The following is a 26988-nucleotide window of genomic DNA, read 5'->3' as shown; positions in this document are numbered from 1 at the left end:
AAGAACTCAGGAGAGCTGCAATGTCAGAGTTGGCTACAATCAGGAACCGAATTCGCCAGAACCATTTGCGTGACGAATCCGAGGTTCTGAGAGAACTCACCCAAGCGGCTGAACTGACAGCATCTGATCGTGCAGCAGCGCGCAACCGTGCAATTGCTCTGGTGAAATCGATCCGGGCCGACGACAAACCCGGCTTGATGGAGGTCTTTCTGGCCGAATACGGCCTGTCCACCAGCGAAGGCGTTGCCCTGATGTGTCTGGCCGAGGCGCTGTTACGCGTGCCGGATGCAGATACGATCGACGCCCTGATCGAAGACAAAATTGCACCTTCGGCCTGGGGCCAGCACCTTGGCAACTCCTCTTCCTCACTGGTCAACGCGTCGACATGGGCGCTGATGCTGACCGGCAAGGTTCTTCAGGAAGGCAGCGGCCTTGTTGCGACCCTGAAAGGCGCCGTAAAACGCTTGGGTGAGCCGGTGATCCGCGCGGCTGTCGGACGTGCGATGAAAGAAATGGGGGCTCAATTCGTTCTGGGTCAAACCATCGAAGAGGCGGTTAAGCGCGGCGAGAAGAAAGAAGCGCAGGGTTACACCTATTCTTACGACATGCTGGGTGAGGCTGCACTGACGGCAGCAGATGCAAAGGGGTTCTTTATCGCCTATCAGGACGCCATTGCCGCTCTGGCACGGGAATGCCGTTCCAAGGATATTCGCGAAAACCCGGGCATCTCGATCAAGCTGTCAGCGCTGCATCCCCGCTATGAAGTTGGTCAGAAAGACCGGGTCATGGCCGAGCTGGTGCCGTTGACACTGAAACTTGCACAGCAAGCGAAATACGCCGGCATGGGCCTGAATATTGACGCGGAAGAGGCTGACCGGCTCGACCTTTCGCTTGACGTGATCGAAGCCGTTCTGCGTGATCCATCGCTGGCAGGCTGGGATGGCTTTGGGGTTGTGGTTCAGGCCTACGGAAAACGTGCGTCTCATGTGCTGGACTGGCTGAACGCGCTGGCCACCGAACTTGATCGCAAGATCATGGTGCGTCTGGTCAAAGGCGCCTATTGGGACACCGAAATCAAACGGGCACAGGTCGAAGGGCTTGGCGGGTTCCCCCTGTTCACCCGAAAAGCAGCAACCGATGTCTCCTATATCTGTTGCGCCAAAAAACTGCTTGAGATGACGGATCGCATCTATCCGCAATTTGCCACGCACAATGCACATTCGGTCGCGGCCATTCTGGAAATGGCTGATGACAAGCGCGCGTTTGAATTCCAGCGCCTGCATGGCATGGGGGATTCACTGCACGATCTGGTGCTGGAAGGCGAAGGCACCCGCTGCCGTATCTATGCTCCGGTTGGCGCGCATCGCGATCTTCTGGCCTATCTGGTCCGCAGGTTGCTGGAAAACGGCGCAAACTCTTCCTTCGTAAACCAGATCGTAGATGAGGCTGTTCCGGCCGAAGCCATCGCCACCGATCCGTTCGAAACAATTGCCACCCCCGACCGCAACTCATCTGTGCTGATGCCGAATGCCTTGTACGGGACCGAACGCCCGAACTCGCGCGGTTGGGATTTGCATGACACAACCGATCTGGCAGAGATTGAACAGGCCCGCACCCCCTTCCGAAACACCGTTTGGAATGTCGGCCCGATCATCGAAGGTGAGGTCACCGGTGACCGCGTTCTTGACGTAATCAACCCGGCTGATCACGCGGACAAGCTGGGAACTGCAAAGCAGGCCGCTGCAGAAGACATGGAAACAGCGCTGAGCGCGGCAAAGGCCTGGAGCGCGGATGCCCAAACGCGCGCAGAGGTTCTGAATAAGACTGCGGATCTGTACGAGGAGAACTTCGGCGAAATCTTCGCAGCCCTGACCCGAGAAGCCGGTAAAACCCCGATGGACGCCATTGCCGAGCTGCGCGAGGCCGTCGATTTCCTACGCTACTACGCAGCGCGCGCATTGGAGCTGAACCGCCCGGCGCGCGGGGTGATCGCGTGTATTTCGCCCTGGAACTTCCCTCTGGCGATTTTCTCGGGCCAAATCGCGGCGGCACTTGCAGCAGGTAACGGCGTGATTGCAAAACCCGCCGAACCGACGGCAATCATCGCCTCAATCGGAGTTCGCTTGATGCATCAGGCGGGTGTGCCTATCAGCAGTCTGCAATTGATCCCCGGCCGTGGTTCCGTTGTCGGCGCCAAAATGACGTCTGACCCCCGCGTCAACGGTGTGTGCTTCACAGGCTCGACCTTCACAGCCCAGACCATCAACCGCGCAATGAGCCAAAAGATCGAACCCGGTGCCCCGCTGATCGCAGAAACTGGCGGGTTGAACGCCATGATCGTCGACTCCACGGCGCTGCCCGAGCAAGCGATCAAGGACATTGTCGCATCGGCGTTCCAGTCCGCTGGTCAGCGCTGTTCGGCCCTGCGTATCCTCTATGTTCAGGAAGATGTCGCAGATACGGTTCTGGAAATGCTTTATGGCGCGATGGACGAACTGGTCATCGGCAACCCTTGGGATCTAAGCACAGATGTCGGTCCGGTCATCGAGGGTGGGGCGCAGAAAGAAATCCTGGACTATATCGAGGTTGCACGCCGTCAGGGCCGTGTCCTCAAACAGCTTGCTGTTCCCGACACAGGCACATTTGTGCCGCCCACCGTTCTGCGCGTTTCGGGTATCGGCGACATGGAAAAAGAGGTCTTTGGCCCGGTCATGCATGTCGCGACCTTCAAAGCATCGGAGCTGGACCATGTTGTCGATGCGATCAACCAAACCGGGTTCGGTCTGACGTTTGGCATGCATTCGCGGATTGATGATCGGATCGAGCAGGTCACATCGCGTGTGAACGCAGGCAACATGTACATCAACCGCAATCAGATTGGCGCGATCGTTGGATCGCAACCGTTCGGGGGCGAGGGTCTTTCAGGAACCGGGCCAAAAGCAGGCGGCCCCTCTTATGTCAAACGCTTTACCCAAGGCACCTCCAGCCAGCTTCCAGCCGAAATCGGAACCATGGCGTCGCTGGCCGATGTTCAGAAAGCGATTGACGCAACAGCGGCCCCTGAAAGGCTGGCGCTCAGTACTTCTGAGTTGCCAGGACCAACCGGAGAATCCAACGTTCTGTCGACCTTTGGTCGTGGTAAGGTTCTGTGCTTGGGGCCAAATCTTGTTGCAGCACAGCAGCAGGCGTCGATTGTACGCGCACATGGCTGCGCTCCAATCACGGTCACACCGGGTGCACAAGGCATCGTCGCAATAGACGGTGTACTCGACCCGGCTTCTCTTACCGCGCTCCGTGGCTTTGACCTCGTCGTTTACTGGGGATCAGAGGTTGAACAGCGTGCCATAAGAAAAGCGCTAGCAGATCGCGACGGCGCCCTTATCCCGTTGGCTACTGAGAGCGATTTCGGCGAACGCTGCGTAATGGAGCGCCACGTTTGTGTCGACACCACGGCCGCAGGCGGTAATGCAAGCCTGCTTGCAGAGGCCAGCTGATGTTTGTGTTCTCAGGCGGCTAAAGCTGCGGCATTGCTTGACAAAGACGATAGATAATCACGCGCCAGACCTAACTCTGTCTGGCGCGTGACCCGCGATACCCACAACACCAAGGTTGAACATCAGTCGCCGTCAGCAACCCCTTTGGCGCGCGCGACGGCCCGACGCTGACGGTAGCTTGGAAGCAAAACCAGTATGACGGCGATCGCCAGAAGCCCTAAAGTCATCGGGCGCTCCCAGATAAAGCCCATGCCATCATAAAGCTGCATTGCACGCGAAAAGTTGTTCTCAAGCAGCGGCCCAAGGATGAACCCGATCAGCAGCGGCGCCAGTGGATAGTCTGCAAAGCGCAAGATCGTCGCGCAGACCCCGAAGCCGACCAGTATCAGCAGCTCTGTCGCGTTGTTCTGCCCGATATACGCCCCCATGAGCGTAAAGAACAAAATAAAGGGGATCAGGAAGTTGCGCGGCACCGCCAAAACCTTGGCGATGTAAGGGATCAGCGGCAGGTTCAGGATCAGCAGAACCAGATTGCCCAGATACATCGAAATGATCACGGCCCAGAAAATCTGCGGCTCATCGATCATCAACCGTGGGCCCGGGCTGACATTCAAGGCGATCAGAGCCCCAAGCAGAATCGCGGTTGTGCCCGACCCGGGAATACCCAGCGTCAACAAAGGCACAAACGATCCGGTACAGGCGGCATTGTTTGCACTTTCCGGTGCGGCAATGCCCTTGATCTCACCCTTTCCAAAGCGTTCTTGTTCTTCCTTCGGTGCAATATTCCGTTCGACCGCATACCCAAGAAAGGATGCAATGGTCGCGCCTGCCCCTGGCAAGACGCCAATAAAGAAGCCTTGAATTGATTGGCGTCCAATCACCGGTGCAATCTTCTTGGCCTCTTCCCGGTCGATGCGCAGATTGCTGATCTTGCCGCTGTCGCCATCGCCGGTCTTGGACCGATTGGGATCAAGCACCAGGTAAATCGCCTCGGGCAAGGCAAACATGGCCATCGCAAGCGTAATGAAGCCAAAGCCAGATTGCAGGTCCATGATCCCCATGGTGAAACGCGGCGAATTGAACAGAACGCCTTCGCCCACCGTGGCCATGATCAGACCTAAAAACGTCATCAACAGCGCTTTGCCAACCTGTCCTGTACCTGCAAATGCTGCAATGGCGGACAAGCCGACGACCATTAGCGCAAAATACTCTGAGGAATGGAACAGCAACGCCACCGAGGCCAAAGCTGGGGCAAAGACCATCAACAACACCGCCCCAATTGTACCACCCGCAAAGGATGAGATCGCGGCAACGGTCAGCGCCTTACCCGCTTGGCCCGAACGAGCCAGCGGATAGCCATCGAAACTGGTGGCCACTGTCGATGCCACCCCCGGCGCGTTGATCAAGATTGATGAAGTCGAGCCACCAAAGACTGCGCCGTAATAAACCCCTGCCAAGAGGATCAGTGCCGCTGAAGGATCGCCAATGGTGATGGCAACCGGGATCATGATCGCAATGATCGACATCGGCCCCAAACCCGGCAACATGCCAATGAAAGTTCCGATCAAACACCCACCGATCACCATCAGGATGTTTGTGAGTGTAAAGGCCGTTGCGAGGCCTGTCATAAGTCCCTCAAGCATATCAGCCTCCGTTTGCCATAGCGGTCAGAAATCCGGGGAACGGGCTTAGGAAAATCCCAAGCACCACATCAACAAGATACCAGACAACACCAGCAGCGACGCCGCCGACAACAGCCATCAGAACGTATCGTCGCTCTCCAAGTATGAAACTGCCAATGCTTAGAAACAGGAAGGTCGACGCCAGAAATCCCAAGGGGCGCAACAGCAGCGCATAGGCGACCATCAGCGCCAGTAACATCACAGCCTGGCCGACCTTGTATTCATGCAGTTTCGCAAGATTGATATCTGCCGGTTTTTCTTTCTCGGGCGTCTTTTCCAAACCCAGAATGATCGAAAGGGCCATCAGAATGGCGCCAATAACCAGCACTTTGGGAAAGCTCGAAGGCCATATCGGGCTGCGCCGCATGATTGGCGGCAGTAAATCATCCATCGTAAAAAAAGCCGCGTAGCCATAGGCCAAACAGATCAAAAGAATGACAAGCGCAATCCAGCGATCCAGTGCCATTTCATCCCCTCCCCAAATTGCTTGAGGCGCCCGGCTTAGGGCCGGGCGCCTTTCTTAGCTGTGAACAGTCGACTTAGAGGAAGCCAAGCTTCTTCATCAGATCGCCGATTTCCTGTTCCTGCTGTTCCAGGAAGGTACGGAAGTCATCACCGTTGTTGTGGATGTCGACCCAGCCGTTGCGATCACGAACTTCCACCCACTCCGGCGTACCGTACATCTGGGTCAAAGCGTCCTGATAAGCCGCCAGCTTGTCGTCAGGCAGACCAGGGGCCGCGAAGAACCCACGCCAGTTGACGAACGCAGTGTCGTTGCCCTGCTCTTTCATGGTTGGAGCATCTGGATAGGCGTCCACTCGATCATCCGAGGTCACGCCAATGATGCGCACCTCACCGGCCTTGGCGAGTTCGACCGCCTCAGAGAAGCCGGTTGAGACTGCCTGAACTTCGCCCGACAGCAGGCCTGCCATAGTGGCACCACCGCCATCATAAGGGACGTATTTCATGGCCACTGGATCAGCGCCTGCCGCCTGGAAAACCATGGCTGCAACCAGATGGTCCATCCCGCCGGGAACTGATCCGCCACCAACGGCGGTCGAATTTGGATCAGCATTGAACGCTTCGATCAGCCCGTTCAGGTCCTGAATTGGCCCGTCCGCAGCAACCACCAGCGCCGCATAGTCACCGATCGTTCCGGCCACAAGCGTTAGATCGCGGAAGTTCTGAGGGAACACACCTGTCAGCGACCGGATTACGATGGGCGTTGAGTTGACCATCAAGGTGCCATGATTGCTGTCTGCGTTCTCGATCAGATAGCCGATAGCCTTACCGCCACCACCGCCCGACATATTCTCATAGCTCGCAGTTCCGACCAACCCTGACTTTGTCAGTGCCTCACCAGTACCACGGGCTGTACCGTCCCAGCCGCCGCCAGCGCCGCCAGGAATGAGAAAGTGGATGCTGTCCACGACTTCCTGCGCTTGTGCAAGCGTCGGCATCCCCAGCGACATCGCTGCCACCGCAGCAGCCGCAAAGGTCCGGCGTGTAAGTTGAAGTTTTGCCATTGTTTCCTCCCATTGGTTGGCATTTCGTTATTTTTATTAGATCGGATTCTGTGCCACCAGAATTCCGTCTTGATCACAGTAGATGTACTGACCCGGCTCAAACAGCGTTCCTCCGAAGGCGACAGGAACATTGATTGCCCCAATGCCGCTCTTGCCTGATCGAACCGGCGTCGTCCCAAGCGCTTTGATCCCAAGGTCAAGACGCGCAAGACATTCACTGTCACGAACCGCCCCGTTTATGACGATCCCTGACCATCCGTTGGCAATCAGCCGTTCTGCCATCATGTCTCCCAGCAATGCCGTGCGCAGTGATCCGCCGCCATCCAGAACAATGACACCGCCATTTCCCTGCAAAGTAAAGAGTTTCTCTTGAACCAGCTTGGTATCTTCAGCCATGACGGCGGTGTGGATACGCCCCGCAAAGCTTCGTTTTGCTCCATAATCCATGAACTGTTGTCGCACCGGGCAGAGCTTGTTGGGATGTGCATCGCTCAAATCCGCTGTGGGTTTATCATTCGCATTGATCAAAGCGCACCCTCCGCCAATTCGGCCGGATACAGCACCGCACCTTCCATAAGACGCCTTTGGGTTCGAAACGTCCCGGCAGATATCGCCTCGGGTCCTGTCGGGCTGGTTTCGACATTGGCGATTGTCGGCAAATTACCCGATGGGTTGCCGATGCGCAGGTCCTGAGTCGTGGGTTGCGCGATCTTTTGCACCAGCGTGCCCGGTATCTGGGCAGCGACTGCAGCGCACATCGCTCCGGTCAATGTAATGGCACGATGAAAATTCCCCATCGAGACAAGCCGTACATTCACGTCATGGCTGCCCGGTCCATGCGCACGTCCATCAAGGGCCGTGAATGCTTTCGGGGCACCAAGCATGGCGACCTTCGGGCTTGAGCGTTTCACGTCTCCAACAGATGAGGCCATCCCCATCGCCACAGCCCCCGCTGCACGAATTTGTTCTATCAGCGCCATGAATTCAGGATCACCATCCAAATCCTGCGGAGGTTCAGTGGCCGTTTTGTTCAGATCCGCAGCACGGAAAAACACCACCGGATTAGCGGCATCGATCAAAGAGACCTCAAGCGCCCCGAACCCATCAATCTGAAGAACATCAACACCATTGCCAGTTGGCAGCAGCGTCCCGGTACCCGCGCCACCGGGGGCCAGAAAGTCTATTGTTACCTTTGCCCCAGCCCCGGACACACCGGGAATCTCAAACGAGCCTTCTTCCACTGGGTGACCATCGCACACGGGAAAACGCGCGTGATAAATACTGTCGGTATTGGTGCTGTAGATGCGAACAAGTGCTTCGTTTTGATCCGCTGCGACCAGAACCATCCCTTCCTCGACAGCGAAGGGCCCGACACAGGATGACATGTTTCCGCAGGCCGAGCCGTAATCGGCAACTGGCTCATCCACCGCAATTTGTACGAAGGTGTACTCCACATCCGCATCGTCCCGGCTCGACGGTTCAACAATCACCACTTTGGACAGCGATGACAGCCCCCCGCCCATTCCGTTCAGCTGCCTTCCATAGGGGTCCGGGCTGCCCAGGACGTGCAGGAATATGCGGTCACGCACCGCCTGATCCTTGGGCAAATCTGCACCGTTGAACACAACCGCCTTCGAGGTCCCGCCCCGATAGAATGCCGCCCGCAACCGCTCCGCCATCAGGAAGCCCCCGCCAGAAAACCGCGAAACGCGCGCGGCAACAATCCGCCCTCGGCAAAGGTCGCGCGTTCGCCGTCATTATACAGCCGAAGGTCCAGCGGCGTGGTTTGAGTCCGGCCATCCTTTCGATGGATGGTCAGAGAGGCTGTGTTCAGGTCCTCACCGAAATCGATATCAAAGGTCTCGGACCCGTCCAGTTGCAGGCTTTTGCGGTCTACACCTTCCGGAAAACACAGCGGCGCGATCCCCATATTCACAAGGTTCGAGCGATGAATACGCTCGAAACTTTCTGCGATGACGGCACGAATGCCAGCCAACCACGGGGCTTTGGCCGCTGTGTCCCGGGAGGAGCCGCAGCCATATTCCTTACCTCCGATCACGACGAGTTTCTGATCCCGGTCCAGATAGGTTTCGATCGCCTTGAAAATCGATGTCACGTGCCCATCGGGCTCCACCCTGGTCCAGGACCCTTCTTTATCGGGGGTCATTTCATTGCGCAGGCGATAGTTCGCGAATGTCGAGCGAATAACAACGTCAGAACAACCGCGTCGGGTTCCAAAAGAATTAAAGTCGCGTTGCGCTACGCCTTGTGCCTGCAGAAACTGGCCCGCTTCTGACTCGGGCGTGATGATACCCGAAGGCGAAATATGGTCGGTTGTCACGCTATCACCCAGAATGGCCAACGGGCGCAGATCCCGCAGAGGTTCAAGCCCTATATTCTTGGGGCCGATGTCTTTTACGAAGGGCGGGAAAGAGACATAGGTCGAAGGCTCCCATGCATAGGGCCCTTTCCCAACATCCATGGCATTCCACTGATCGTTGACATCCCCGATGGTCGCGTAATTGTCGCGGAATTCTTCAGGCGTCACGTAGGTCTCAACAATCCGCGTCACCTCATCCGCAGAGGGCCACAAATCATCCAGCATCACGGGGTTGCCATCTTGATCGGTTCCCAGCGGTTCGGTTGTGATGTCTTTCAGGATCGTTCCCATCAAGGCATAGGCCACAACCAGAGGCGGCGAGGCGATCATGTTTCGCGATGCAAGCGGATGAATCCGCCCGGCAAAATTCCGGTTTCCTGACAAGACCGCAATACCTTTGACATCATGCTTCTTGATCGCCTCTTCATGCGCGGGCTCAAGGGGGCCGGACATCCCATTGCAGGTCGAGCAGGAAAAGGCGGCAACCTCAAAGCCAAGCGCATCCAACGGATCTTGCAGGCCACTTTCAGACAGGTATTTGGCCACTACGCGCGAGCCCGGCGCCAACGAGGTTTTGACATGCGGTTTGACAGTCAACCCACGCGCTACTGCGTTGCGGGCGACAAGGCCAGCCAAAACCATGTTTCGGGGGTTGGCTGTGTTGGTGCAGCTGGTAATAGCCGCGATGATCACATCACCATCGCCAATGTCATGTGCCGCATTGGGCACGGGCACTCTGCGCTCAACCTCACCTTCGAAACTCAGGCGATCCGTTGCAGCCGCAAGATCGATCCGCTGTTCCGGGCGCGACGGGCCAGAAACCGAGCGGCCAATCTGATGGAGATTGAGTTCGACAACCTGCTCATAGTCAACCGAAGCATCCATACCCTCGACCCACAGGTTCTGCTCTTGGCAATACAGCTCGACCAGTTTGGCACTGTCGTTGCGGCCGGTCTGACGCAGATATCCGATTGTACGCTCATCCACCGGGCAGAATACCATGGTCGAGCCATATTCCGGGGCCATATTGGCAATGGTGGCACGGTCGGCCACACTCAGTTCAGCATAACCGCTGCCGAACAGCTCAACGAAGGTGTCGACAACCCCAATCGCGCGCAGCTTCTCGGCGATGACCAGCGCAATATCCGTGGCGGTTACATGGTCTGACAGCTTACCCGTGACCTCAAGTCCGATCACGCGCGGAACATTGACCGGCGTGGTTTCACCGAACAGCAACGCCTCGGCCTCGAGCCCGCCAATACCCCAGCCCATGATCCCAAGCGCATTGATCATCGGGGTATGGCTGTCAGTGCCCAGGCTAGAATCCGGGATCAGTACATCCGGGTCCTCATTGGACGGCAAAACCGTCTGCCCAAGATATTCAAGGTTGACCTGATGGCAAATGCCCCCTCCGGGTGGGATAACCCGCAGCTTTGGGAACTTCGCCTCACAGGCTTTCAGAAACGCAAAGCGTTCGCGGTTCACCTCAAACTCGCGATCCATGTTCTTGGTCAGCGCAAGCTTTTCAGCCCAATGATTGATGGACATGGAATGATCGATTACCAGATCGACCGGTAAACTCATATCAACCACGTTCGGGTCGCCACCCACCTCTTCCAAACGGTTGCGCATCGCCATGATATCGATCAGCGCGGGAATACCCAGCATGTCATGTAGCAACATGCGTGCAGGGCGAAACGGAACCGCATCCCCGACCCGCGCGAGTACGTCCAGCGCCGCTGAACCACCCTCGGAATGACGCGCCGCATTCTCCGCCAAGACCCGCAACGAATAGGGAAGCGTCCGATAATCGCGCCCCAGCAAGGCACAATAATCCACGGCCCGGAACGACGTATTGGCGATTGGTTTATGCATAGCGTCTGTCACGGTGGCCTCCAGAATTGCCACCAAGCTAGACAATGCCAAAGAGATACAGCAAGGTTGATCCAGTCTCGTTTCATCTGATAGAACGCCATGCCATCGAACAGAACGGAATCCGTCGAGCGTGCCATGTCAATCCTCAGCGCATTTTCGACTCAGAACCCCATCATGTCTCTTGCCGAGTTGGCCGAGGAAACCGGGCTGCACAAAAGCACCATCCTGCGCCTAACGAATTCCATGAGCATCTATGGTTTCATCCAGCGTGACGAGGACGGCCGGTTCAGTGTGGGGCCCAGTGTCTGGCGGCTTGGATTGATTTTCCGGCGTGATTTTACCAAGCGCGAACATGTCGCCCCGTCCCTGAAAATCCTGGCTGAGGCCACCGGGGAAACGGCCTCGTTCTATGTGCGTTCTGGCAATGAACGCATTTGTTTATACAGAGAAAACTCACCCAACCTGCTGCGCTTTCACGTCGAAGAAGGCATGCGCCTGCAATTGTCGACCGGGGCCTCAGGGCTGGTGCTGCGACACTTCTCGGGCGAGGATGTTGGTGACCTGGCGAAGTTCAACAAAAACGGCACAGCCAGTTCCGAAGGTCAAACCAATCCGAACATCTCGTCGGTGGCCACTCCAGTCTTCGATGCCGAAGGGCACCTCATAGGCGCGCTGACGGTCTCGGGTCTGGCCAATAGGTTCGACGCCGAAACAAGGGCAAACACGATCCCTTTGCTTGAAAGTCTGGCGCGTAGTCTGACCACAAGTTGACGGATGCATTTCACCAAACAGAACGCAAGGTCGCTCAACTTGCCACATTAACCGGGCTTCGATAGGCATTCGGGTAACCCCACAAGCCGGAGGGCGCGCCGATGATGAACCATGAGATCAACAAAGCATTCCGCGAACGCCTGAACACAGGCACAGCGGTTCTGATGCCCGGTACTGCCAATGCCCTTGCCGCGCGCGTGATCGATCAGCTGGGTTTTGAAGCGGTCTATATCTCAGGTGCGGGATTGACCAACGCCAACTTAGGCATGCCTGATCTGGGCTTTATCTCACTCCCCGAACTTGCGCAGCATACATCGGCCATTCGCAACATCACGGAACTGCCCATCGTGGTAGATGCAGATACTGGTTTCGGCAATGCCCTGAACGTTCATCACACTGTGCGCACAATGGAGCGTGCGGGTGCCAGCGCAATTCAGCTGGAGGATCAGGTCAATCCAAAACGGTGCGGCCATTTCTCGGGCAAGGATGTTGTCGATCTGGTCGAGGCGCGCAGCCGCATCAAGGCCGCCGTGGACGCGCGTCAGGACCCGAATTTCCTGGTGATTGCCCGCACGGATGCCTGCGCCACGCAAGGGTTCGATGCGGCGATCGAACGCGCCGAGGTATTCATCGAAGATGGCGCCGACATCACATTTATCGAAGCGCCCCAAAACATGGAAGATATTCGCAGCATCCCAATGCGCTTGAATGGCACTCCGCAATTGATCAACCTGGTTGTGGGCGGCAAAACCCCCATCGTCGATTTTTCCACGCTGGACGAGATGGGTTTTGGTCTGGTGCTTTACGCCAACGTCGCGTTGCAGGGTGCATTGAAAGGCATGCATGATGCGCTGTCTCTGCTGAAATCAGATGGTCGGATGGACGAAAACGGACCAGTCGCCAGCTTTGAGGTGCGGCAGAATGCGGTACAGAAAGCCCATTTTGATGAAATGGAAGCGCGATACACGGATTGACACCCGTGCTCAGGAATTTCTTTCGCAACGCGGGCCGCAGGCCGAATGCCCGGCCTGGAACGTAGAAAGAACCTGAATCTTCTGAGCTTATCCTAAAGCCTCATCAGCGCGCTTTGACGCTATCATCTCAAGCAGCTGTTCTTTCGTCCGCTGGATATGCGATGTCAGAAGCTCACAGGCGTCGTCTATCTTACCGTCCCGGGCCAATTGCAGGAGGGCGCGGTGTTCCATCTTTGCCGGTTCACGCTGTTTCATGACACTCAGGTGCATCCTAACATAGCGGTCTGATTGCATATTTATGCGCTCCAGCAGCTCATGGGTTAGCTTGCGATCCGAGGCCATATAAAGCGCCGAGTGATATTCGTGGTTCAAAATTCCCCATCTACTGACGTCGTTGTCGTCGTAAGATGTTTCCATCTGCTTAAGAATTTCTTCACAGCGGGCGAAGTCGCTGGCATCCATTTTGGGGATGGATCGGCGAAAAAGGTCGACTTCAATCAGGCTGCGCAGATCGAATATTTCTCCTATTTCACTGAGGGAATGTTTTGTGACCGACCCGCCACGATTGTTGGTCCACTGAACAAGACCTTCAGCATTCAGGCGCTTCAACGCCTCTCGGATCGGCATCCGGGACACGTCATAGTCTTCGGCCAGCGCCTCTTGTCGAATTGTTTCGCCTTCTGCCAGCTCGCCGCTGAGGATACGTTCACGCAGGTCATTTGCGATGACGTCTGGAAGGCTTTGCCTTGTGATCGCGCGTTTTCCCGCCATTTCCGCCCTTGCCCAGTTACGCTCTGAAGATACGCGTAGCGACTAGTGGTGGTTTTTCCAAGCAAAGCCGCATATCCGGTATCCTCGCATAGCTTTGAATATTTTAGCTTTTATTTTGTATCCAACATCTTAGCAGATCAAGTGATCAATGCACCTGCGCAATCGGACCGGCGTTCCTCAGACGCCCCAGGTGTCGGACAGACGGTAGCCCCCGGGCCATGGGTCATCGGGGTCTAACATATGTTGGTGGATACCTGTGATCCAACCTCGGCCACCGATTTCAGGGATAATCGCGTCACGACCACCGACCGTAGCCTTGCCCAGAATGCGACCGGTAAAGCTGGACCCGATGATCGAAGTTGCCTCGAAGGTTTGACCGGGCGCCATTATCCCTTTGGCCGCCATCAACGCCATGCGTGCGGAAACTGCCGTACCTGTCGGCGAGCGATCCACCTTGCCCGGCTGGATGGCGACGGCAGATTTGCTGGTCAACCCGGTCTCTGTAGACGACAGAGGGCCACAAAATGCGCAGAACGAGATATGGTTCCAATCCGGGTTTTCGGGATGCGAGAACCCAAGTTGTTCGTTGGCCGCATTGGTTATGCGCACGCCCGTCCGGGCAATGTCGCGCGCTTCGTGTGCGGCGATCTCAAACCCCAGCGCCTGGGCATCGACCACGACGAAACTGTCGCCCCCATAGGCCGTGTCGACTGTGAGCGTACCCAGGCCCGGAACCTCCAACGGGACCGAGAGTTTATCCGCAAAGCTGGGCAAGTTCTGCACAAAGATACGTTGCGCCTTGCCTTCACAACATTCCGCCCGTACCCGCACCAACCCTCCAGGCGCTTCAAGCACCATTCGGGTCTCGGGTTCGCGCATGGGAATGATCCCCCCATCCAACAACACCGTTGCAACACAGATCGAGTTTGATCCAGACATCGGCGGCGTGTCTTCCGGCTCCATGATAATCCAGGCGGCATCAGCCTCGGGATGCTTGGGCGGCACCAGTAAATTGACGTGCCGGAACACACCGCCACGGGGCTCGTTCAGCACGATATTGCGCAGGGTTTGATCCTGAGCAATAAAGCTGCGCTGATCCCAGAGTGTCTCTCCCGGCGGCGGGGCCACGCCGCCTACGATGACATCCCCCACCTCTCCTTCTGCATGGGCAGAAATAACGTGAATCGTTTTGCTGCTGCGCATCTGTCCCTCAATCCTACCAAGCGGCGAGTTGACCTAAAGTGTCGCAAATCGAGGCGTCCTTCGGATCAGAAACGCGTCGACGCGTAAGGCCGCATATCAATCATCGGTTCACTGCCCATGGCCCGATCAGCGATCAGCTCAGCTGTGCCCGCCGATTGGGTCAGCCCTAGATGGCCATGCCCAAAGCCGTAAAGAACCTGCGGAGAACGGGCCGAACGATCAATGACCGGAAGGCTATCCGGCAGCGACGGGCGAAAACCCATCCATTGCGTGCCACCGTCTGTGTTCAAGCCCGGCATGAAGCGTTTTGCCTTGTTCAGCAACGTCTTTGCCCGCTTGAAGTTGGGCGCCAGTTGCAGCCCCCCCAGCTCGACCGCGCCACCAACGCGCACACCGCCATTGATACGTGACACGACAAAGCCATGCCCGCCAAAAGTCAGATGCGTCCGCAGATCAAAGGCCCCTTCGGGTAGAGTCGTGTTGTATCCGCGCTCGGTCTCCAACGGGATGCGATCTCCCAGGTTTGCGGCCAATCGGTGCGACCATGCGCCTGCACAGACAACGACTTGCCCCGCTGTCAGCTCCCCCGTGCTGGCTGTCACCCTTACTCCGGCTTCAATGGGTGTCAGCGCAGAAACACCCGCAATCTCGATCTGCCCTCCGCGCGATGTGAACTGTTTGGCCAAATGGCTGGTCCAGAGGGCCGGGTCTATGGTGTTCAACCAGGTTGGCGTGAACCCTGCATGGGTGAATCTGCGATCCAGACCCGGCTGAATCTCCGCGATCGCCTCCGGGTTCTCAAGCAGGTCAAAAGGAATACCGTGTTCTTTGCGCAGCTCCCATGTGGGCAGACTGGACCGAAACTCGGCCTCGCTTTCGAACAGCTGCAACTGACCATCGCGCTGGATGAATGCCTCTCCGCCTACATCTGCAACCTGACGCTCCAAAGCGGCACGACAGTGGTTCATCAGCTCTGCCTGCGCATTTAGCGACGCGATATAACGATCCCGCCAGCTGGCCCGCCAAAACCGCAGCATCCATGGAACTATGTTCAGCGCGTAGGAAGGCGGGATCGACAATGGCCCAAGCGGGTCAATCAGCCACTTCGGCGCTTTGCGCATAATCCCTGGCGTGGCCAGCGGTTCGATTTCAGTAAAGGCAAACGCCCCGGCATTGCCTTTCGAGGCCCCCGCCCCAACCCCTTCCCGATCCAGCACCAACAACTGTTTGCCGCGTTTTTGCAATACCAGTGCCGTGCTGATCCCGATCAGGCCTGCTCCGATCACAACGATATCCGGTGGAGTACTAGACTGCATGGTTGAGTGCTTTCACATTGCGTTTCCCATAGGGCCAGATTGCTCTGCCCCGAAAGAGCCTATCAAAAGGATATGCCTGCCCGAAACGGGTCTTCTTGCGCGAAAATCAACTTACCTTCCCCCATGACATGGGCCTGCCCGGTCAGGCTGGGAATGACGCCGCCATTTGCGCCCGGTTGATAGCTCAGCCGATAAGGGCTGCCGATAACGCTTTCCTGCACGATCTCTTCACCCGGCGCCAATACCCCATCGGCCGCAAGGCAAGCCAGGCGGGCGGAACTGCCAGTTCCACAGGGCGAACGGTCATATTCATCATCGGGACACAGCACAAAATTACGGCTGTGGATACCTGCGATATCGGATTGTCCCTGCAACACCACATGGTCCACAAGCTCACCTTTTTCGCCCGTCACACCTTGCGCGATGCACGCTTTACGAATGGCGATCGCCAGATCGCTCAGGTCACGGATGTTGCGCGGCTCCACAGCGACTGGACTTGGGTCAACGATAAAGAACCAGTTCCCGCCATAGGCCAAATCACCAGTCACCTGCCCATGGCCCGCAACTTCAACCGCAACAGAGGCCCGCACCCGGCCACTTTCAACATTGGTGACACGCACGGTATTTGCATCTAACAGGTCAACCGAAATCAGACCGGCCGGGGTTTCAAGAATGTGCCTGCCTGGGGCGATCCGGCCCTGATAGGCCAGCGTAACAGCCAGCCCAATAGTGCCATGGCCGCACATGCCCAGAACCGCATCAGAGTCGAAATAGATCACACCTGTTTCACTACCCGGGTCCTGCGGATCAACCAGCAGCGCCCCAACCATCCCAGGCTGACCGCGCGGCTCCAGGAGAACGGATTTGTAGAACGCCTCATGCTCGGTCGCCAGACGGTGGGCACGTTCAGCCAGAGACCCTGAACCCAGATCAGGGCCACCATCCAGGATTACACGTGTGGGCATCCCGCCTGTGTGGCTGTCGATCACATGCATTCAGCGATGATCCCGCCCTGTTTGGACCAATCTTTGAACCAAGCGCGGAACAGGGCATATTGCTGTTCGCAATAGTTGCGTTGCGCGTCCGTCAGTTCGTCTGTTTCATTGAAATGCAAGCGGTATTCCTCTTCACCGTTTAGCACCAGAAGGTATTTGTAGTAGAGCACCAGATCTGTGCCTTCGTCAAAGCTGGCCAGCACTCCAAAAGCCTCTTCCAGTTCCAGCGCACGCTGACGCGCCTCGGCATGACCTACGGCTGCCTTTTGGCATAGCGCCGCCAGCAACAGCGCCTCGCGCGGTAAGGCTGTGCCAATGCCTGTAATCGAACCGGTTGCACCGCAATTGACGAAGCCATGGTAAACCTCGGTGTCCACACCAACCATCAAAGTGACCTGATCATCTTTGGATGTGATGTGTTCTGCTGCATAACGCAGATCGCATTTGCCGCCGAATTCCTTGAATCCCACAAGGCTGGGGTGTTCAGAGCGCAGTTCCAGAAACAGATCGGCACGGGTTGCAAAGCCATAGACCGGGCTGTTGTAGATAATTGCAGGTATATCCGGAGCCGCTGACAAGATCGCCTTAAAATGGTTCCTCTGTGCCGCAATCGACGAGCCGCGCGACAGCACGCGCGGGATCACCATAAGCCCGGCCGCCCCGACTTTTTGCGCATGTGCCGCCAGAGCAACCGCAGATTTGGAATTGATCGCACCAGTTCCGACGACAACGGGCAGCCCGGCGTCGATCAAACGCTCAACCCCTTCCATGCGCTCGGCATCAGACAGCAACGGCCAATCGCCCATCGAACCGCAATACACAACAGCCGACATTCCAGCCGCGATCATTTCCTTGCCCTTTTTCACCAGCGCATCAAAATCCGGTGTCCGATCCGGTTTGCACGGGGTCATCAGGGCCGGCATCGTGCCGGTGAAAACATTCTGGGACATAAACGTAACCTTCCTTAACGTGTCGTTTTGGCCAACTGTTTAGCGTACATTGGCCAGAAATTTGCGTGTATTCTCGGACTGTGCATCACCAAAGATCTGACCGGGTGGGCCAATCTCTTCCATCACGCCCTGATGGAAAAAAGCAACCCTGTCCGACACATCCCGTGCAAAACCCATCTCATGTGTCACACAGATCATCGTCATGCCTTCTTCTGCCAAAAGGCGCATGGTATCGAGGACCTCACCCACCAGTTCAGGATCAAGGGCCGAGGTCGCCTCGTCAAACAGCATGTATTCAGGCTCCATCGCCAAGGCCCGTGCGATGGCAAGGCGCTGCTGCTGACCGCCTGATAAGGCCGACGGGTAAACGTTGAGCTTTTCGCCTGCCTCATTATGCCAGCGCGGCAGTTTTATCTTGAATAATGTATCCATTATACATTTCTAACTGTCAACAGGGAATGGCATTATCGGATTTTGGCGCATCAGACAGGCAAATACCTTTGTGCGGGCGCTAAACTTGGGAAAGCAAAGAAGCGGAAAAGAATGGCTCAGATACACCAATACTGCTCAAAAGCAGGAACCGAACTCAGAGCCGCACCGATGATCGCTCAGATCAACTTGACCTGAGATAGTGTCATCAACGATGCGCACTGTTCAGCTTAGGACCAGTTGTGGATTGACTTCACCCAATCTGAAAACGCGCGCACCTCGTCACGTCTTTCCGCCCCCTCACGTTCGACAATGAAATGAGCCGGTCGGATCGCAAGCTTTTCTGGAATCGGCCTTACGACGGCGCCGCGATCAAGAAACGCGCTGGCGAAGCTCTCGACAACAATGGCCGTCCCGTACCCGGCACTTACAAATTGCAACGCCATCAACGACGAATCAAAGCGCGTCACCTTTTGCGGAACCGGCGAGGTTAAGCCCAACTGTTCCATCAGCTGCGGCCAATCTGTTTCGGAGCCATGGATGGTTGTGATGTGATCGGCTGCAAGCTGATCAAAGGTGGGCGCGTTTCCAAACCGCGCAAGATGGTCCCTGTGGCAGACGGGTATGGCATATTCATGGCCTAGATGCGTAACGTGACCGTCTGCCCAATCGCCATGACCGAACCGGATGTCGACATCCCCTAAACCCTGCTGAAAACGGCCTGCCCAGACAAAGGTTGAAAGCTCAACATCAATGTCTGGATGTTCGGCTAGAAATTCGTTCAGGCGGGGCGCGATGATGAGGGTGGCATATGAGATCGAGGCCCTGACCTTGATCTGTCGCTTCCTGGCAGCACCAAACAACCCGGCTGTAGCGGTGCGCATGTCGGCAAGGCTTTGACGCACCGGTTGCGCATAGGCTTCGCCCATATCGGTGAGCGCAACACCGCGCGGCAATCGTTCGAACAGAGTGGTCTTCAGGTGATCTTCCAACAGACGCATCTGCTGGCTGACAGCGGCAGGGGTCAGGCCCAGCTCGTCAGCCGCAGCAGAAAAACTGGCAAGCCGAGCGGCAGCCTCGAAGGTTCGCAGCCAAGTTGGATGAGGCAGGTCCATGTCACATAACCGTTAAGTAAATTTTAGCCTATATCCTAAAATCCATTGTTTGATTTAACAATACTTCTGCCAGAAAGATGCCCCCAAGGATCGTGGATGCCTGTTGCACGCCACGAAAGGGAGGCAGGTTGTCGCGATGGGCGGCTATGATTTCATCATTATCGGCGCCGGGTCTGCGGGCTGCGTTTTGGCTGATAAACTAACAGCTTGCGGAGGTCACAAGGTCTTGCTGATCGAAGCGGGCGGATCGGATCGTCGTTTCTGGATCAAAATGCCCCTAGGCTATGGAAAAACCTATGACGACCCAAAGGTCAACTGGTGCTACACAGCCGCATCTGATCCCGGCTTGAACCAGCGACAGGCCTTTTGGCCACGCGGGCGTGTGATCGGCGGGTCAAGCTCAATTAATGCAATGGCCTATGTTCAGGGCTTGCCGCATGACTATGACGATTGGGAATATGCAGGTGCTAAGGGATGGAATTGGGCCGCTGTTTCAGAAACCTTTGCCGCGCTCGAAACGCAGCATACCGAGACGGGTGATACCGGAAACGGCCCAATTCACGTCTCTGATCTGAGCCAAAAGATGCATCCGTTTTCGAACCACTTTCTGGCCGCGTCGCGACAGGCGGGCTGGCCCATTCTGGATCATCTGAACGGGTCAGCGCGCGAGGGCATGGCGCGCCTACGCAGCACCGTCAGAAACGGCAGGCGCTGGTCGGCAGCAGACGCGTTTTTGCATAAGGCCCGAGGCCGAACCAATCTGCACATTGTCACTGACGCTCTGGTCGAACGGATAGCCATCAAAAACGGTACCGCAACAGGGGTCACGTATCGACAGGGCGACTGCAGCATCGTGGCGCACGCCGCGTGTGAAGTAATCGTCTGCGCCGGGGCCGTGAACTCGCCGCAGATCCTGCAGCGGTCGGGCATCGGCCCTGTAGCATTGCTGAAAAAGCACGGTATCGATGTGCAGCATCAACTTGAGCAGGTGGGTCAGGGTTTGCAGGATCATCTGGCAGTCTCTTATCAGTTTCAGGCCACTGAGCCGACACTGAACAATCGCTTGGGCAACTGGCCAGGCAAGATCATTGCCGGGGCGCAATATGCTTTGATGCGGCAAGGCCCCCTGGCCGTACCCATCAATCAGGTCAGCGGCTTTGTGCGGTCCGGGCGCAACAGGCACGCCGATTTGCAGATGTATTGCAATCCGATGTCCTATCGCGTGAATGCCGCCGGAAAGCCCGATGTGGACAAGAAGGCCGGCTTTTTGATCTGCGCGCAGCCCTGCCGCCCCACGAGCCGTGGCGCGGTTCTGATCACATCAGCGGACCCGCGTAAAGCGCCCGAAATCCGACCAAACTCGCTGTCGACGAATGAAGATTGCGCCATGGCAATCGCCGCAGGGCGCAATATCCAGAAACTGGCGAACACGCCTGCGATCCGTGCCGTGGTCCGCAGAGGGCCCGATATCGCCGCACACTCAGACGATGCGCTGCTGGAGGATTTCCGTGAGCGGGCCAATTCGGTATATCACGCCAGTTGCACCTGCCGGATGGGGAAATCGGCCGCAGATTCAGTTCTCGACTCGCGCCTGCGGGTCCATGGCATGACGGGGCTGCGCGTGATCGATGCGTCTTCGTTTCCAAACATCACCTCTGGCAACACAAACGCGCCCGTCATGATGCTGGCCGCACGCGGGGCCGAGATGATCCTGGCAGATGCAAAAATCTCGAGCATGCAGAGGCGCCCGGCATGAAAAGCGATCGGCTGACAGTTGCACCAGTGCTCGACCGAGGTCTTTCGAAAGGCATGATCAACATGAAAAACCTGAACACCCACTATGTCGACGGTGCCTGGGTCGCACCCTTGTCGAGCACAAGCTTCCCGATCAAGAACCCGGCAAATAACTCAGTGATCGGCACGGTTGCATTGGGATCGGCTGCAGATGTAGACCGCGCTGTGGCCGCCGCGTCGCGCGCCTTTGCTACCTTCTCGAGAACCTCCAAGGCCGAAAGGCTTGCCTTGCTGGAGCGTTTGCTGGAGATCTACACCGCACGTCTTGAGGACATGTCTTGGGCCATCACAAGCGAGATGGGCGCACCTATCGATATGTCGCGCCAAGAGCAGGCAGGCTGCGGGATCGAGCATATCAAGGATTTAATCCGCGTGCTCAAAAACCACGACGCGCGCGAAACCCTGCCCAGTGGCGATGTGCTGTATCGAGAGCCAATTGGTGTTTGTGGTCTGATCACGCCCTGGAACTGGCCGATCAGCCAGATCGCCCTTAAGGTCCTGCCTGCGCTTGCCGTCGGGGCCACCTGTGTGCTGAAACCTTCGGAATACACGCCCCTGTCCGCCGCGATCTTTGCCGAAATCGTTCACGAGGCCGGTTACCCTGCGGGCGTTTTTAACCTTGTGTTTGGCGATGGGGCCGAAGTCGGCGCCGCCATGTCGCGGCATCCGGACATCGCGATGATGTCCTTCACCGGTTCGACCCGCGCGGGCATACTTGTGTCAAAAGACGCCGCAGATACGGTCAAACGCGTGGCGCTGGAACTGGGCGGAAAATCCCCCAATCTGGTCTTTGCTGACAATGGCGCCGATCTGAAAGCACGCGTCGAAGCGTCTGTGTTTAACTGCTTCCACAACACTGGCCAATCCTGCAACGCCCCAACCCGGATGCTGGTTGAACGCAGCTGCTATGATGAGGTCATCAACATCGCAGCTGCGGCGGCACAGGCGCAGACGGTGGGGGACCCGGCCCAGCCCGGCGATCATATCGGTCCGCTTTTTGATCAGATCCAATATGACCGCGTGCAGCGGATGATCCAGATCGGCATTGACGAAGGCGCGCGCCTGATTTCCGGTGGCCTCGGCAAACCGGATGGATTTGAAAGCGGTTGGTATGCGCAGCCCACGATTTTCGCAGATGTGACAAACCAGATGGCCATCGCGCGAGAAGAGATTTTTGGCCCAGTTCTCGTCCTGATCCCGTTCGAGACCGAGGACGAGGCCATTCAGATTGCCAATGACACTGTCTATGGCCTGGCGGCTTACGTTCAGACGGGCGACGCCGAACGTGCCGAACGTGTCTGTGCCGCATTGCAGGCAGGTACTGTCACCATAAACGGACAAAGCACAAACTATGGCTCGCCATTCGGTGGGTACAAACAATCCGGAAACGGACGTGAAGGCGGGACCTTCGGGCTTGAAGACTATCTGGAACTGAAGGTCCGGGGTGGGCTTGGCCTGCCTGTCTAACCCATACGCAACAGGCCAGCCCCCGGCACTTTCCGCTTAGGGGGCTAGTTCAAGACGCCGAACACAGCTTGCGGGCAACTTCGGTCAAAGAAACTATTTTGCTTGGGAGGAAGCAATATGTCGGACATGGACCTCAACCTGGCTCTAGAGCCCAGCCCCGCAAGTGACGCGCCGCTAAACCCGTGGTTTGCGTTTCGTGATGATGCCCCGATTGAGGGCGGTTTCGACCCCAAATTCGGAGATGTCACCTGGAGAACACTGATCTGCAAAGATCGAATGAACTCGGACGATATCGTGTTGGGTACAGCCCATCTTCCGGCGTTCGGTCGCTTGCCGCTTCATCGTCACGACCCGGCCGAGTTCTACTATTTCATTTCGGGCCATGGCGAAGTCATCATCGAAGGCAAAGCAACCGCTGTATACCCAGGCATGGCGGTATTCGTTCCCGGTGGGGCCGAACATGGTGTGACCGCCAGCGATGAAAGCCTTGAGTTTGTCTATGGCTTCGCCCAGCATCGTTTTGGCGATGTGGTCTACAACTTCTCAGAACAACAGGACGCAGAACAATGAAAATCGGATTTATCGGCCTTGGCAATGTCGGTGGCAAGCTGAGCGGCAGCCTGATCCGCAATGGGCACGATGTGATGGTCCACGATCTGAACGCCGAATTCGTAGCTGAAAAAGTTGCGCAAGGAGCGACAGCCGGGGACAACCCGGCTCAGATGATGCGGGAGTGTGACGTGGTCATCACGTGCCTGCCATCGCCTGCGGCCTGCGAAACCGTGCTGCAACAGATGCTGCCCGAGGTACGCGAAGGAAAGATCTGGATGGAGATGTCCACCACCGATCAGGCCGAGGCTGTTCGTCTGGGAAATCTTGTCATCGCAGCCGGAGGGGCTGCGGTGGACTGCCCGGTTTCGGGTGGCTGCCATCGCGCAGATACAGGCAATATCTCGATCTTTGCGGGCTGTGATCGCGTCACGTTCGAAAGGGTTCTGCCCTTGCTGACAACCCTTGGTCGCCGCGTGCTGCACACGGGAGAGTTGGGTTCGGCCTCGATGCTTAAGGTGCTGACCAACTATCTGGCCACCGTTCATCTGGTGGCCAATGCCGAGGCGCTGGTCGTGGCCAAAGCCGCCGGGATGAACCTCAACACCGCCTATGAGGCCATCGCGATATCGTCTGGCAACTCCTTTAGTCACGTAACCGAGAGCCAGGTCATCCTGAACGGGTCGCGCGATATCTCATTCACTATGGACCTTGTGAAAAAGGATATCGGGCTGTTTCAGGAGATTGCCGAGCGCAACAATGTGCCGCTGGAAATCTCGCCGCTGATCTGCAAAATCTTCGACGATGGCATCGCCCGCTACGGCGACCGAGAGCTTTCGCCAAACATCATCCGCCGTTTGGAAGACGCAACTAGCCTGGACATCCGCGCACCTGGGTTTCCAGCCGAGATGACAGATGATGAGCCTGAGGAACCCGGCTACGAGGTCACGCCAACCGGACTGGGACGTTAAAACCGAGCAAGAGCTTGTGATCGAACATCTTGGTTCAATCAACCGATGGATTGGTCCATGTCGATGGCCGAAACGATCGCTCAAGAGCGCGTTCCACAAGGCTCAGGTGGTCTTGTCCATAAAACGGGTCGCCATCCACGATATAGGTTGGTGACCCGAAGATGTTGCAAGTTCGGGCCCAGGCCGAGTTGTCGCGCAGTTTTTGTTGGATCTGCTCTGATCCGGCCTGATCCAGCAGCGTGGTTGGATTGTGACCCAACTCTGCCGCCACGGCCGCAAGCATCCCGGCATCGGAAAGGTCTGCGTCGTCGCGCCAATGGGCCTCGAGCAGTCTATGAGCCATGGCGTCAGTCCCCTGCCCCGTCTCACCCAGCGCGATGATCATACCAGATGCCAAGCTGTAGTCCGCATCGTGATATGTCGGCCTGAACCGGATGACCGGGACATCGCGATACTCGGCCCAGCGTTCGATTTCACGCCCGAAGAAGTAATCCACATGAGCTTGCGTGCGCGCATGGAAAGGCAAACTTCCCTGCGCCTCAACTACTGGTGACAACAGGACCGGTTTGTGGATCAGAGTGACATCGTACTTGGCGCATATTCGGGCAAGTTCGGCAGAGCCCAGATAGGCAAAGGCGGAATGTGCGGAATAGACATATTCGATTACTGACATATCGCTTTTATGTGGAAAGCCCACGGAAATGTATAGCGCGATTGCGCGTGGCGTTTCTACGCGGACGCGCAGATCTAAAGATGAGGCTGCTATAGTTAGACGAAACCCGAATATTGGCCCCCATTAGACTTGCGCCTAAAGCTTTCGAATACCGTGGACTGTCAGGGTGCAGACGAGGTCAGCATATTCGGTACGCGCCTTGGTTCCGGCCCCGGTGTTCCACATGTAATACCAGTTGAGCATCCCGAAGACCGACATGGTGGCACCGCGCAGTTTGTCTTTGTCATCACGCAAGGTCTCTGGGGAAAGCTCCTTCAGGAGCTCGCGGATAAAGCTCACCATGTCCAGCTGGTAGGTGCGCAGTGTTTTCTGCTGGTCTTGGGTCAAGGACCCCATGCCGCTGATCTGCACGCGATGTTCGTCATCGGCCCCTTGATAGGCATACAGGATTTCGCGCACCGCCTTACGGAGTTTTTCCTCGGGGCTCAGGCCGCCTAGCTCTACATTGCAAATGCGATCACGCAGCTCGCGAAGATAGGTTTCAAGGATGTCATAGAGGATAGCATCCTTGCTGTCGTAGTAGTGATAGATATTCGCCTTTGATATCCCACATTCTTTTGCCAACAAAGTCATGGAGGCACGGTCAAATCCCTGATCCGCAAAAATCTTTGCAGCGCGTTTCAGGATCTGTTCCCGCTTCTGGTCATGGTCTTTGGCGATTGTTCGGGCCATGGCCTATTCCTTGTCGCGGTTGTCGATGATGCGCTTTGCCTTGCCCTGAGAGCGTTCGACCTCGCCGGGATCACCTACAACAATTTCTGTTGAGACACCAACCATGTCCTTGATGCGCTTTGTCAGCATACGGGCCGCTGCCGTTTTGGACATTTCATCTGTCGACCCCTCAGTTGCCTCGACAAACACCCGCATCGCATCCATGCGACCGGATTTGTACAGCTCGATCTGATAGTGAGGGGCCAGACCGCCCGTCGCCATGACTTGCTCTTCGATCTGGCTGGGGAATACGTTGACACCCCGCAGGATCATCATGTCATCACTGCGCCCGGTGATCTTGGCCATCCGCCGCATTGAACGGGCTGTTCCGGGCAAAAGACAGGTCAGATCGCGCGTGCGATAGCGGATCATCGGCAGCCCTTCTTTGGTCAATGTGGTAAAGACCAGTTCGCCCGTTTCGCCATCTGGCAGAACCTCTCCAGTCGCAGGGTCGATGATCTCGGGCAGGAAGTGATCTTCCCAGATCACAGGGCCGTCCTTTGTTTCAACGCATTCGCTGGCGACGCCCGGTCCCATGATCTCGGACAGGCCATAGATGTCGACCGCATGCATATCAAACGCGGCCTCAACCTCGATGCGCATTGCATCGGTCCATGGCTCTGCGCCGAAGATACCAACCTTGAGAGAGCTTTGCTTGGGGTCGAGCCCCGCCTTGTGAAACTGTTCAAGGATATTGAGCATGTATGACGGGGTCACCATGATCGCGTCGGGTTGGAAATCGGTGATCAAGCCGACCTGTTTTTCGGTTTGCCCGCCGCTCATCGGCACAACGGTCGCGCCCAGCCGTTCGATCCCGTAATGGGCACCCAGACCACCGGTGAACAGGCCATAGCCATAGGCGTTATGGATCATATCGCCTTTTCGCAAACCTGCCGCGCGCAGCGAACGCGCAACCAGATCCGCCCAATTGTCGATATCCCCTTGGGTATAGCCCACGACAGTTGGTTTTCCGGTCGTGCCGGATGACGCATGCAGCCGGATCACGTCTGAACGAGGCACCGCAAAAAGGCCAAACGGGTAGTTGTCGCGCAGATCGTTCTTGTAGGTGAACGGGAATTTCGACAGGTCCGAGAGGTGCCGCAGATCATCGGGATGCACGCCCGCCTCGTCAAAACGCCGCTTGTACATCGCGACGTTGTCATAGGCATGTCGAACGGACCATTTCAGGCGTTCAAGTTGTGTTGCACGGATTTCATCAATCGAGGCAATTTCTATCGGATCCAAATCCGCTTTGCTCGGTGAGAGGTCATCCATAGTGTTG

The 26988-nt window shown here is 56.8% G+C and carries 22 protein-coding genes and 1 pseudogene; 7 read left to right on the top strand and 16 right to left on the bottom strand.

The window, feature by feature from the left end:
* The first annotated feature begins 20 nt into the window (after positions 1-20).
* Entirely contained in the window at positions 21-3494 is a 3474-nt protein-coding gene (gene putA / locus ACR0JE_RS17575; protein WP_480865089.1) for a bifunctional proline dehydrogenase/L-glutamate gamma-semialdehyde dehydrogenase PutA, read from the top strand.
* A 122-nt stretch (positions 3495-3616) separates the two neighbouring features.
* On the opposite strand, the gene ACR0JE_RS17570 is transcribed toward putA, so the two are convergent.
* The 6 genes from ACR0JE_RS17570 to acnA form a co-directional block, all read right to left on the bottom strand.
* The gene (locus tag ACR0JE_RS17570) at positions 3617-5137 is read right to left on the bottom strand and encodes a tripartite tricarboxylate transporter permease (protein WP_480544561.1); all 1521 of its coding nucleotides are present in this window, start codon (positions 5135-5137) and stop codon (positions 3617-3619) included.
* 1 nt (position 5138) lies between these two features.
* Complete coding sequence (locus ACR0JE_RS17565) at positions 5139-5642, bottom strand: tripartite tricarboxylate transporter TctB family protein (RefSeq protein WP_480544560.1); 504 nt, start codon at positions 5640-5642, stop codon at positions 5139-5141.
* Positions 5643-5715: 73 nt separating this feature from the next.
* On the bottom strand, positions 5716-6702 hold the full coding sequence (locus tag ACR0JE_RS17560; RefSeq protein WP_480865088.1) for a tripartite tricarboxylate transporter substrate binding protein: 987 nt from the start codon (positions 6700-6702) through the stop codon (positions 5716-5718).
* A gap of 36 nt (positions 6703-6738) precedes the next feature.
* Positions 6739-7230 (bottom strand): ribonuclease E activity regulator RraA, encoded by a 492-nt coding sequence (gene rraA, locus ACR0JE_RS17555; RefSeq protein WP_480865087.1) that lies wholly within the window; start codon positions 7228-7230, stop codon positions 6739-6741.
* Positions 7227-8381 (bottom strand): PrpF domain-containing protein, encoded by a 1155-nt coding sequence (locus tag ACR0JE_RS17550; RefSeq protein ID WP_480865086.1) that lies wholly within the window; start codon positions 8379-8381, stop codon positions 7227-7229. The genes rraA and ACR0JE_RS17550 overlap by 4 nt, the downstream gene beginning before the upstream one ends.
* On the bottom strand, positions 8381-10969 hold the full coding sequence (acnA, locus tag ACR0JE_RS17545; RefSeq protein ID WP_480865085.1) for an aconitate hydratase AcnA: 2589 nt from the start codon (positions 10967-10969) through the stop codon (positions 8381-8383). The genes ACR0JE_RS17550 and acnA overlap by 1 nt, the downstream gene beginning before the upstream one ends.
* Before the next feature lie 87 nt (positions 10970-11056).
* On the opposite strand from acnA, the gene ACR0JE_RS17540 reads away from it, so the two are divergent.
* Both ACR0JE_RS17540 and ACR0JE_RS17535 read left to right on the top strand, forming a co-directional pair.
* Positions 11057-11728, top strand: a complete 672-nt coding sequence (locus ACR0JE_RS17540; RefSeq protein WP_480827286.1) for an IclR family transcriptional regulator — start codon at positions 11057-11059, stop codon at positions 11726-11728.
* 101 nt (positions 11729-11829) lie between these two features.
* On the top strand, positions 11830-12702 hold the full coding sequence (locus tag ACR0JE_RS17535; protein WP_480865084.1) for an isocitrate lyase/PEP mutase family protein: 873 nt from the start codon (positions 11830-11832) through the stop codon (positions 12700-12702).
* Positions 12703-12789: 87 nt separating this feature from the next.
* Here ACR0JE_RS17535 and ACR0JE_RS17530 read toward each other — a convergent pair whose 3' ends face one another.
* From ACR0JE_RS17530 to ACR0JE_RS17500, 7 genes and pseudogenes are all read right to left on the bottom strand, one after another.
* Positions 12790-13473, bottom strand: a complete 684-nt coding sequence (locus ACR0JE_RS17530; protein ID WP_480865083.1) for a GntR family transcriptional regulator — start codon at positions 13471-13473, stop codon at positions 12790-12792.
* 177 nt (positions 13474-13650) lie between these two features.
* The gene (locus ACR0JE_RS17525) at positions 13651-14676 is read right to left on the bottom strand and encodes a trans-3-hydroxy-L-proline dehydratase (protein ID WP_480865082.1); all 1026 of its coding nucleotides are present in this window, start codon (positions 14674-14676) and stop codon (positions 13651-13653) included.
* 65 nt (positions 14677-14741) lie between these two features.
* Complete coding sequence (locus ACR0JE_RS17520; protein ID WP_480865081.1) at positions 14742-15992, bottom strand: NAD(P)/FAD-dependent oxidoreductase; 1251 nt, start codon at positions 15990-15992, stop codon at positions 14742-14744.
* 62 nt (positions 15993-16054) lie between these two features.
* Positions 16055-16987: a 4-hydroxyproline epimerase gene (locus tag ACR0JE_RS17515; protein ID WP_480549813.1), complete on the bottom strand. Its 933-nt coding sequence runs from the start codon at positions 16985-16987 to the stop codon at positions 16055-16057.
* Positions 16978-17937 (bottom strand): dihydrodipicolinate synthase family protein, encoded by a 960-nt coding sequence (locus tag ACR0JE_RS17510; protein ID WP_480865080.1) that lies wholly within the window; start codon positions 17935-17937, stop codon positions 16978-16980. Before ACR0JE_RS17510 ends, ACR0JE_RS17515 begins: the two co-directional genes overlap by 10 nt.
* Positions 17938-17976: 39 nt before the next feature.
* Positions 17977-18333 (bottom strand): annotated as a pseudogene (locus ACR0JE_RS17505) (ATP-binding cassette domain-containing protein); the annotation flags it as partial.
* 263 nt (positions 18334-18596) lie between these two features.
* Complete coding sequence (locus ACR0JE_RS17500) at positions 18597-19481, bottom strand: LysR substrate-binding domain-containing protein (RefSeq protein ID WP_480865079.1); 885 nt, start codon at positions 19479-19481, stop codon at positions 18597-18599.
* 136 nt (positions 19482-19617) lie between these two features.
* Between ACR0JE_RS17500 and ACR0JE_RS17495 the strand changes: the two genes are divergently transcribed.
* From ACR0JE_RS17495 to ACR0JE_RS17480, 4 genes are all read left to right on the top strand, one after another.
* Complete coding sequence (locus ACR0JE_RS17495) at positions 19618-21237, top strand: GMC family oxidoreductase (protein WP_480865078.1); 1620 nt, start codon at positions 19618-19620, stop codon at positions 21235-21237.
* Positions 21238-21299: 62 nt separating this feature from the next.
* On the top strand, positions 21300-22742 hold the full coding sequence (locus tag ACR0JE_RS17490; RefSeq protein WP_480865095.1) for an aldehyde dehydrogenase family protein: 1443 nt from the start codon (positions 21300-21302) through the stop codon (positions 22740-22742).
* Positions 22743-22859: 117 nt separating this feature from the next.
* The gene (locus ACR0JE_RS17485) at positions 22860-23312 is read left to right on the top strand and encodes a cupin domain-containing protein (protein ID WP_480865077.1); all 453 of its coding nucleotides are present in this window, start codon (positions 22860-22862) and stop codon (positions 23310-23312) included.
* Positions 23309-24262 (top strand): NAD(P)-dependent oxidoreductase, encoded by a 954-nt coding sequence (locus ACR0JE_RS17480; protein WP_480865076.1) that lies wholly within the window; start codon positions 23309-23311, stop codon positions 24260-24262. Before ACR0JE_RS17485 ends, ACR0JE_RS17480 begins: the two co-directional genes overlap by 4 nt.
* Positions 24263-24296: 34 nt before the next feature.
* On the opposite strand, the gene ACR0JE_RS17475 is transcribed toward ACR0JE_RS17480, so the two are convergent.
* From ACR0JE_RS17475 to paaK, 3 genes are all read right to left on the bottom strand, one after another.
* The gene (locus tag ACR0JE_RS17475) at positions 24297-24935 is read right to left on the bottom strand and encodes a DsbA family protein (RefSeq protein ID WP_480865075.1); all 639 of its coding nucleotides are present in this window, start codon (positions 24933-24935) and stop codon (positions 24297-24299) included.
* 135 nt (positions 24936-25070) lie between these two features.
* Positions 25071-25667: a TetR/AcrR family transcriptional regulator gene (locus ACR0JE_RS17470; RefSeq protein ID WP_480544543.1), complete on the bottom strand. Its 597-nt coding sequence runs from the start codon at positions 25665-25667 to the stop codon at positions 25071-25073.
* 3 nt (positions 25668-25670) lie between these two features.
* Entirely contained in the window at positions 25671-26981 is a 1311-nt protein-coding gene (gene paaK / locus ACR0JE_RS17465) for a phenylacetate--CoA ligase PaaK (RefSeq protein ID WP_480865074.1), read from the bottom strand.
* Positions 26982-26988: the final 7 nt, after the last annotated feature.

The organism is Ruegeria sp. H3, assembly GCF_056533095.1.
The sequence above is the reverse complement of the archived record's forward strand: the minus strand, read 5'-3'. Positions and strand labels throughout refer to the sequence as shown.

Coding starts and splice junctions, on each gene's coding strand:
- putA (WP_480865089.1), top strand. CDS start 21: ATGTCAGAGTTGGCTACAATCAGGAACCGAATTCGCCAGAACCATTTG.
- ACR0JE_RS17570 (WP_480544561.1), bottom strand. CDS start 5,137: ATGCTTGAGGGACTTATGACAGGCCTCGCAACGGCCTTTACACTCACA.
- ACR0JE_RS17565 (WP_480544560.1), bottom strand. CDS start 5,642: ATGGCACTGGATCGCTGGATTGCGCTTGTCATTCTTTTGATCTGTTTG.
- ACR0JE_RS17560 (WP_480865088.1), bottom strand. CDS start 6,702: ATGGCAAAACTTCAACTTACACGCCGGACCTTTGCGGCTGCTGCGGTG.
- ACR0JE_RS17550 (WP_480865086.1), bottom strand. CDS start 8,381: ATGGCGGAGCGGTTGCGGGCGGCATTCTATCGGGGCGGGACCTCGAAG.
- ACR0JE_RS17540 (WP_480827286.1), top strand. CDS start 11,057: ATGCCATCGAACAGAACGGAATCCGTCGAGCGTGCCATGTCAATCCTC.
- ACR0JE_RS17535 (WP_480865084.1), top strand. CDS start 11,830: ATGATGAACCATGAGATCAACAAAGCATTCCGCGAACGCCTGAACACA.
- ACR0JE_RS17530 (WP_480865083.1), bottom strand. CDS start 13,473: ATGGCGGGAAAACGCGCGATCACAAGGCAAAGCCTTCCAGACGTCATC.
- ACR0JE_RS17525 (WP_480865082.1), bottom strand. CDS start 14,676: ATGCGCAGCAGCAAAACGATTCACGTTATTTCTGCCCATGCAGAAGGA.
- ACR0JE_RS17520 (WP_480865081.1), bottom strand. CDS start 15,992: ATGCAGTCTAGTACTCCACCGGATATCGTTGTGATCGGAGCAGGCCTG.
- ACR0JE_RS17515 (WP_480549813.1), bottom strand. CDS start 16,987: ATGCATGTGATCGACAGCCACACAGGCGGGATGCCCACACGTGTAATC.
- ACR0JE_RS17510 (WP_480865080.1), bottom strand. CDS start 17,937: ATGTCCCAGAATGTTTTCACCGGCACGATGCCGGCCCTGATGACCCCG.
- ACR0JE_RS17500 (WP_480865079.1), bottom strand. CDS start 19,481: ATGGACCTGCCTCATCCAACTTGGCTGCGAACCTTCGAGGCTGCCGCT.
- ACR0JE_RS17495 (WP_480865078.1), top strand. CDS start 19,618: ATGGGCGGCTATGATTTCATCATTATCGGCGCCGGGTCTGCGGGCTGC.
- ACR0JE_RS17490 (WP_480865095.1), top strand. CDS start 21,300: ATGAAAAACCTGAACACCCACTATGTCGACGGTGCCTGGGTCGCACCC.
- ACR0JE_RS17485 (WP_480865077.1), top strand. CDS start 22,860: ATGTCGGACATGGACCTCAACCTGGCTCTAGAGCCCAGCCCCGCAAGT.
- ACR0JE_RS17480 (WP_480865076.1), top strand. CDS start 23,309: ATGAAAATCGGATTTATCGGCCTTGGCAATGTCGGTGGCAAGCTGAGC.
- ACR0JE_RS17475 (WP_480865075.1), bottom strand. CDS start 24,935: ATGTCAGTAATCGAATATGTCTATTCCGCACATTCCGCCTTTGCCTAT.
- ACR0JE_RS17470 (WP_480544543.1), bottom strand. CDS start 25,667: ATGGCCCGAACAATCGCCAAAGACCATGACCAGAAGCGGGAACAGATC.
- paaK (WP_480865074.1), bottom strand. CDS start 26,981: ATGGATGACCTCTCACCGAGCAAAGCGGATTTGGATCCGATAGAAATT.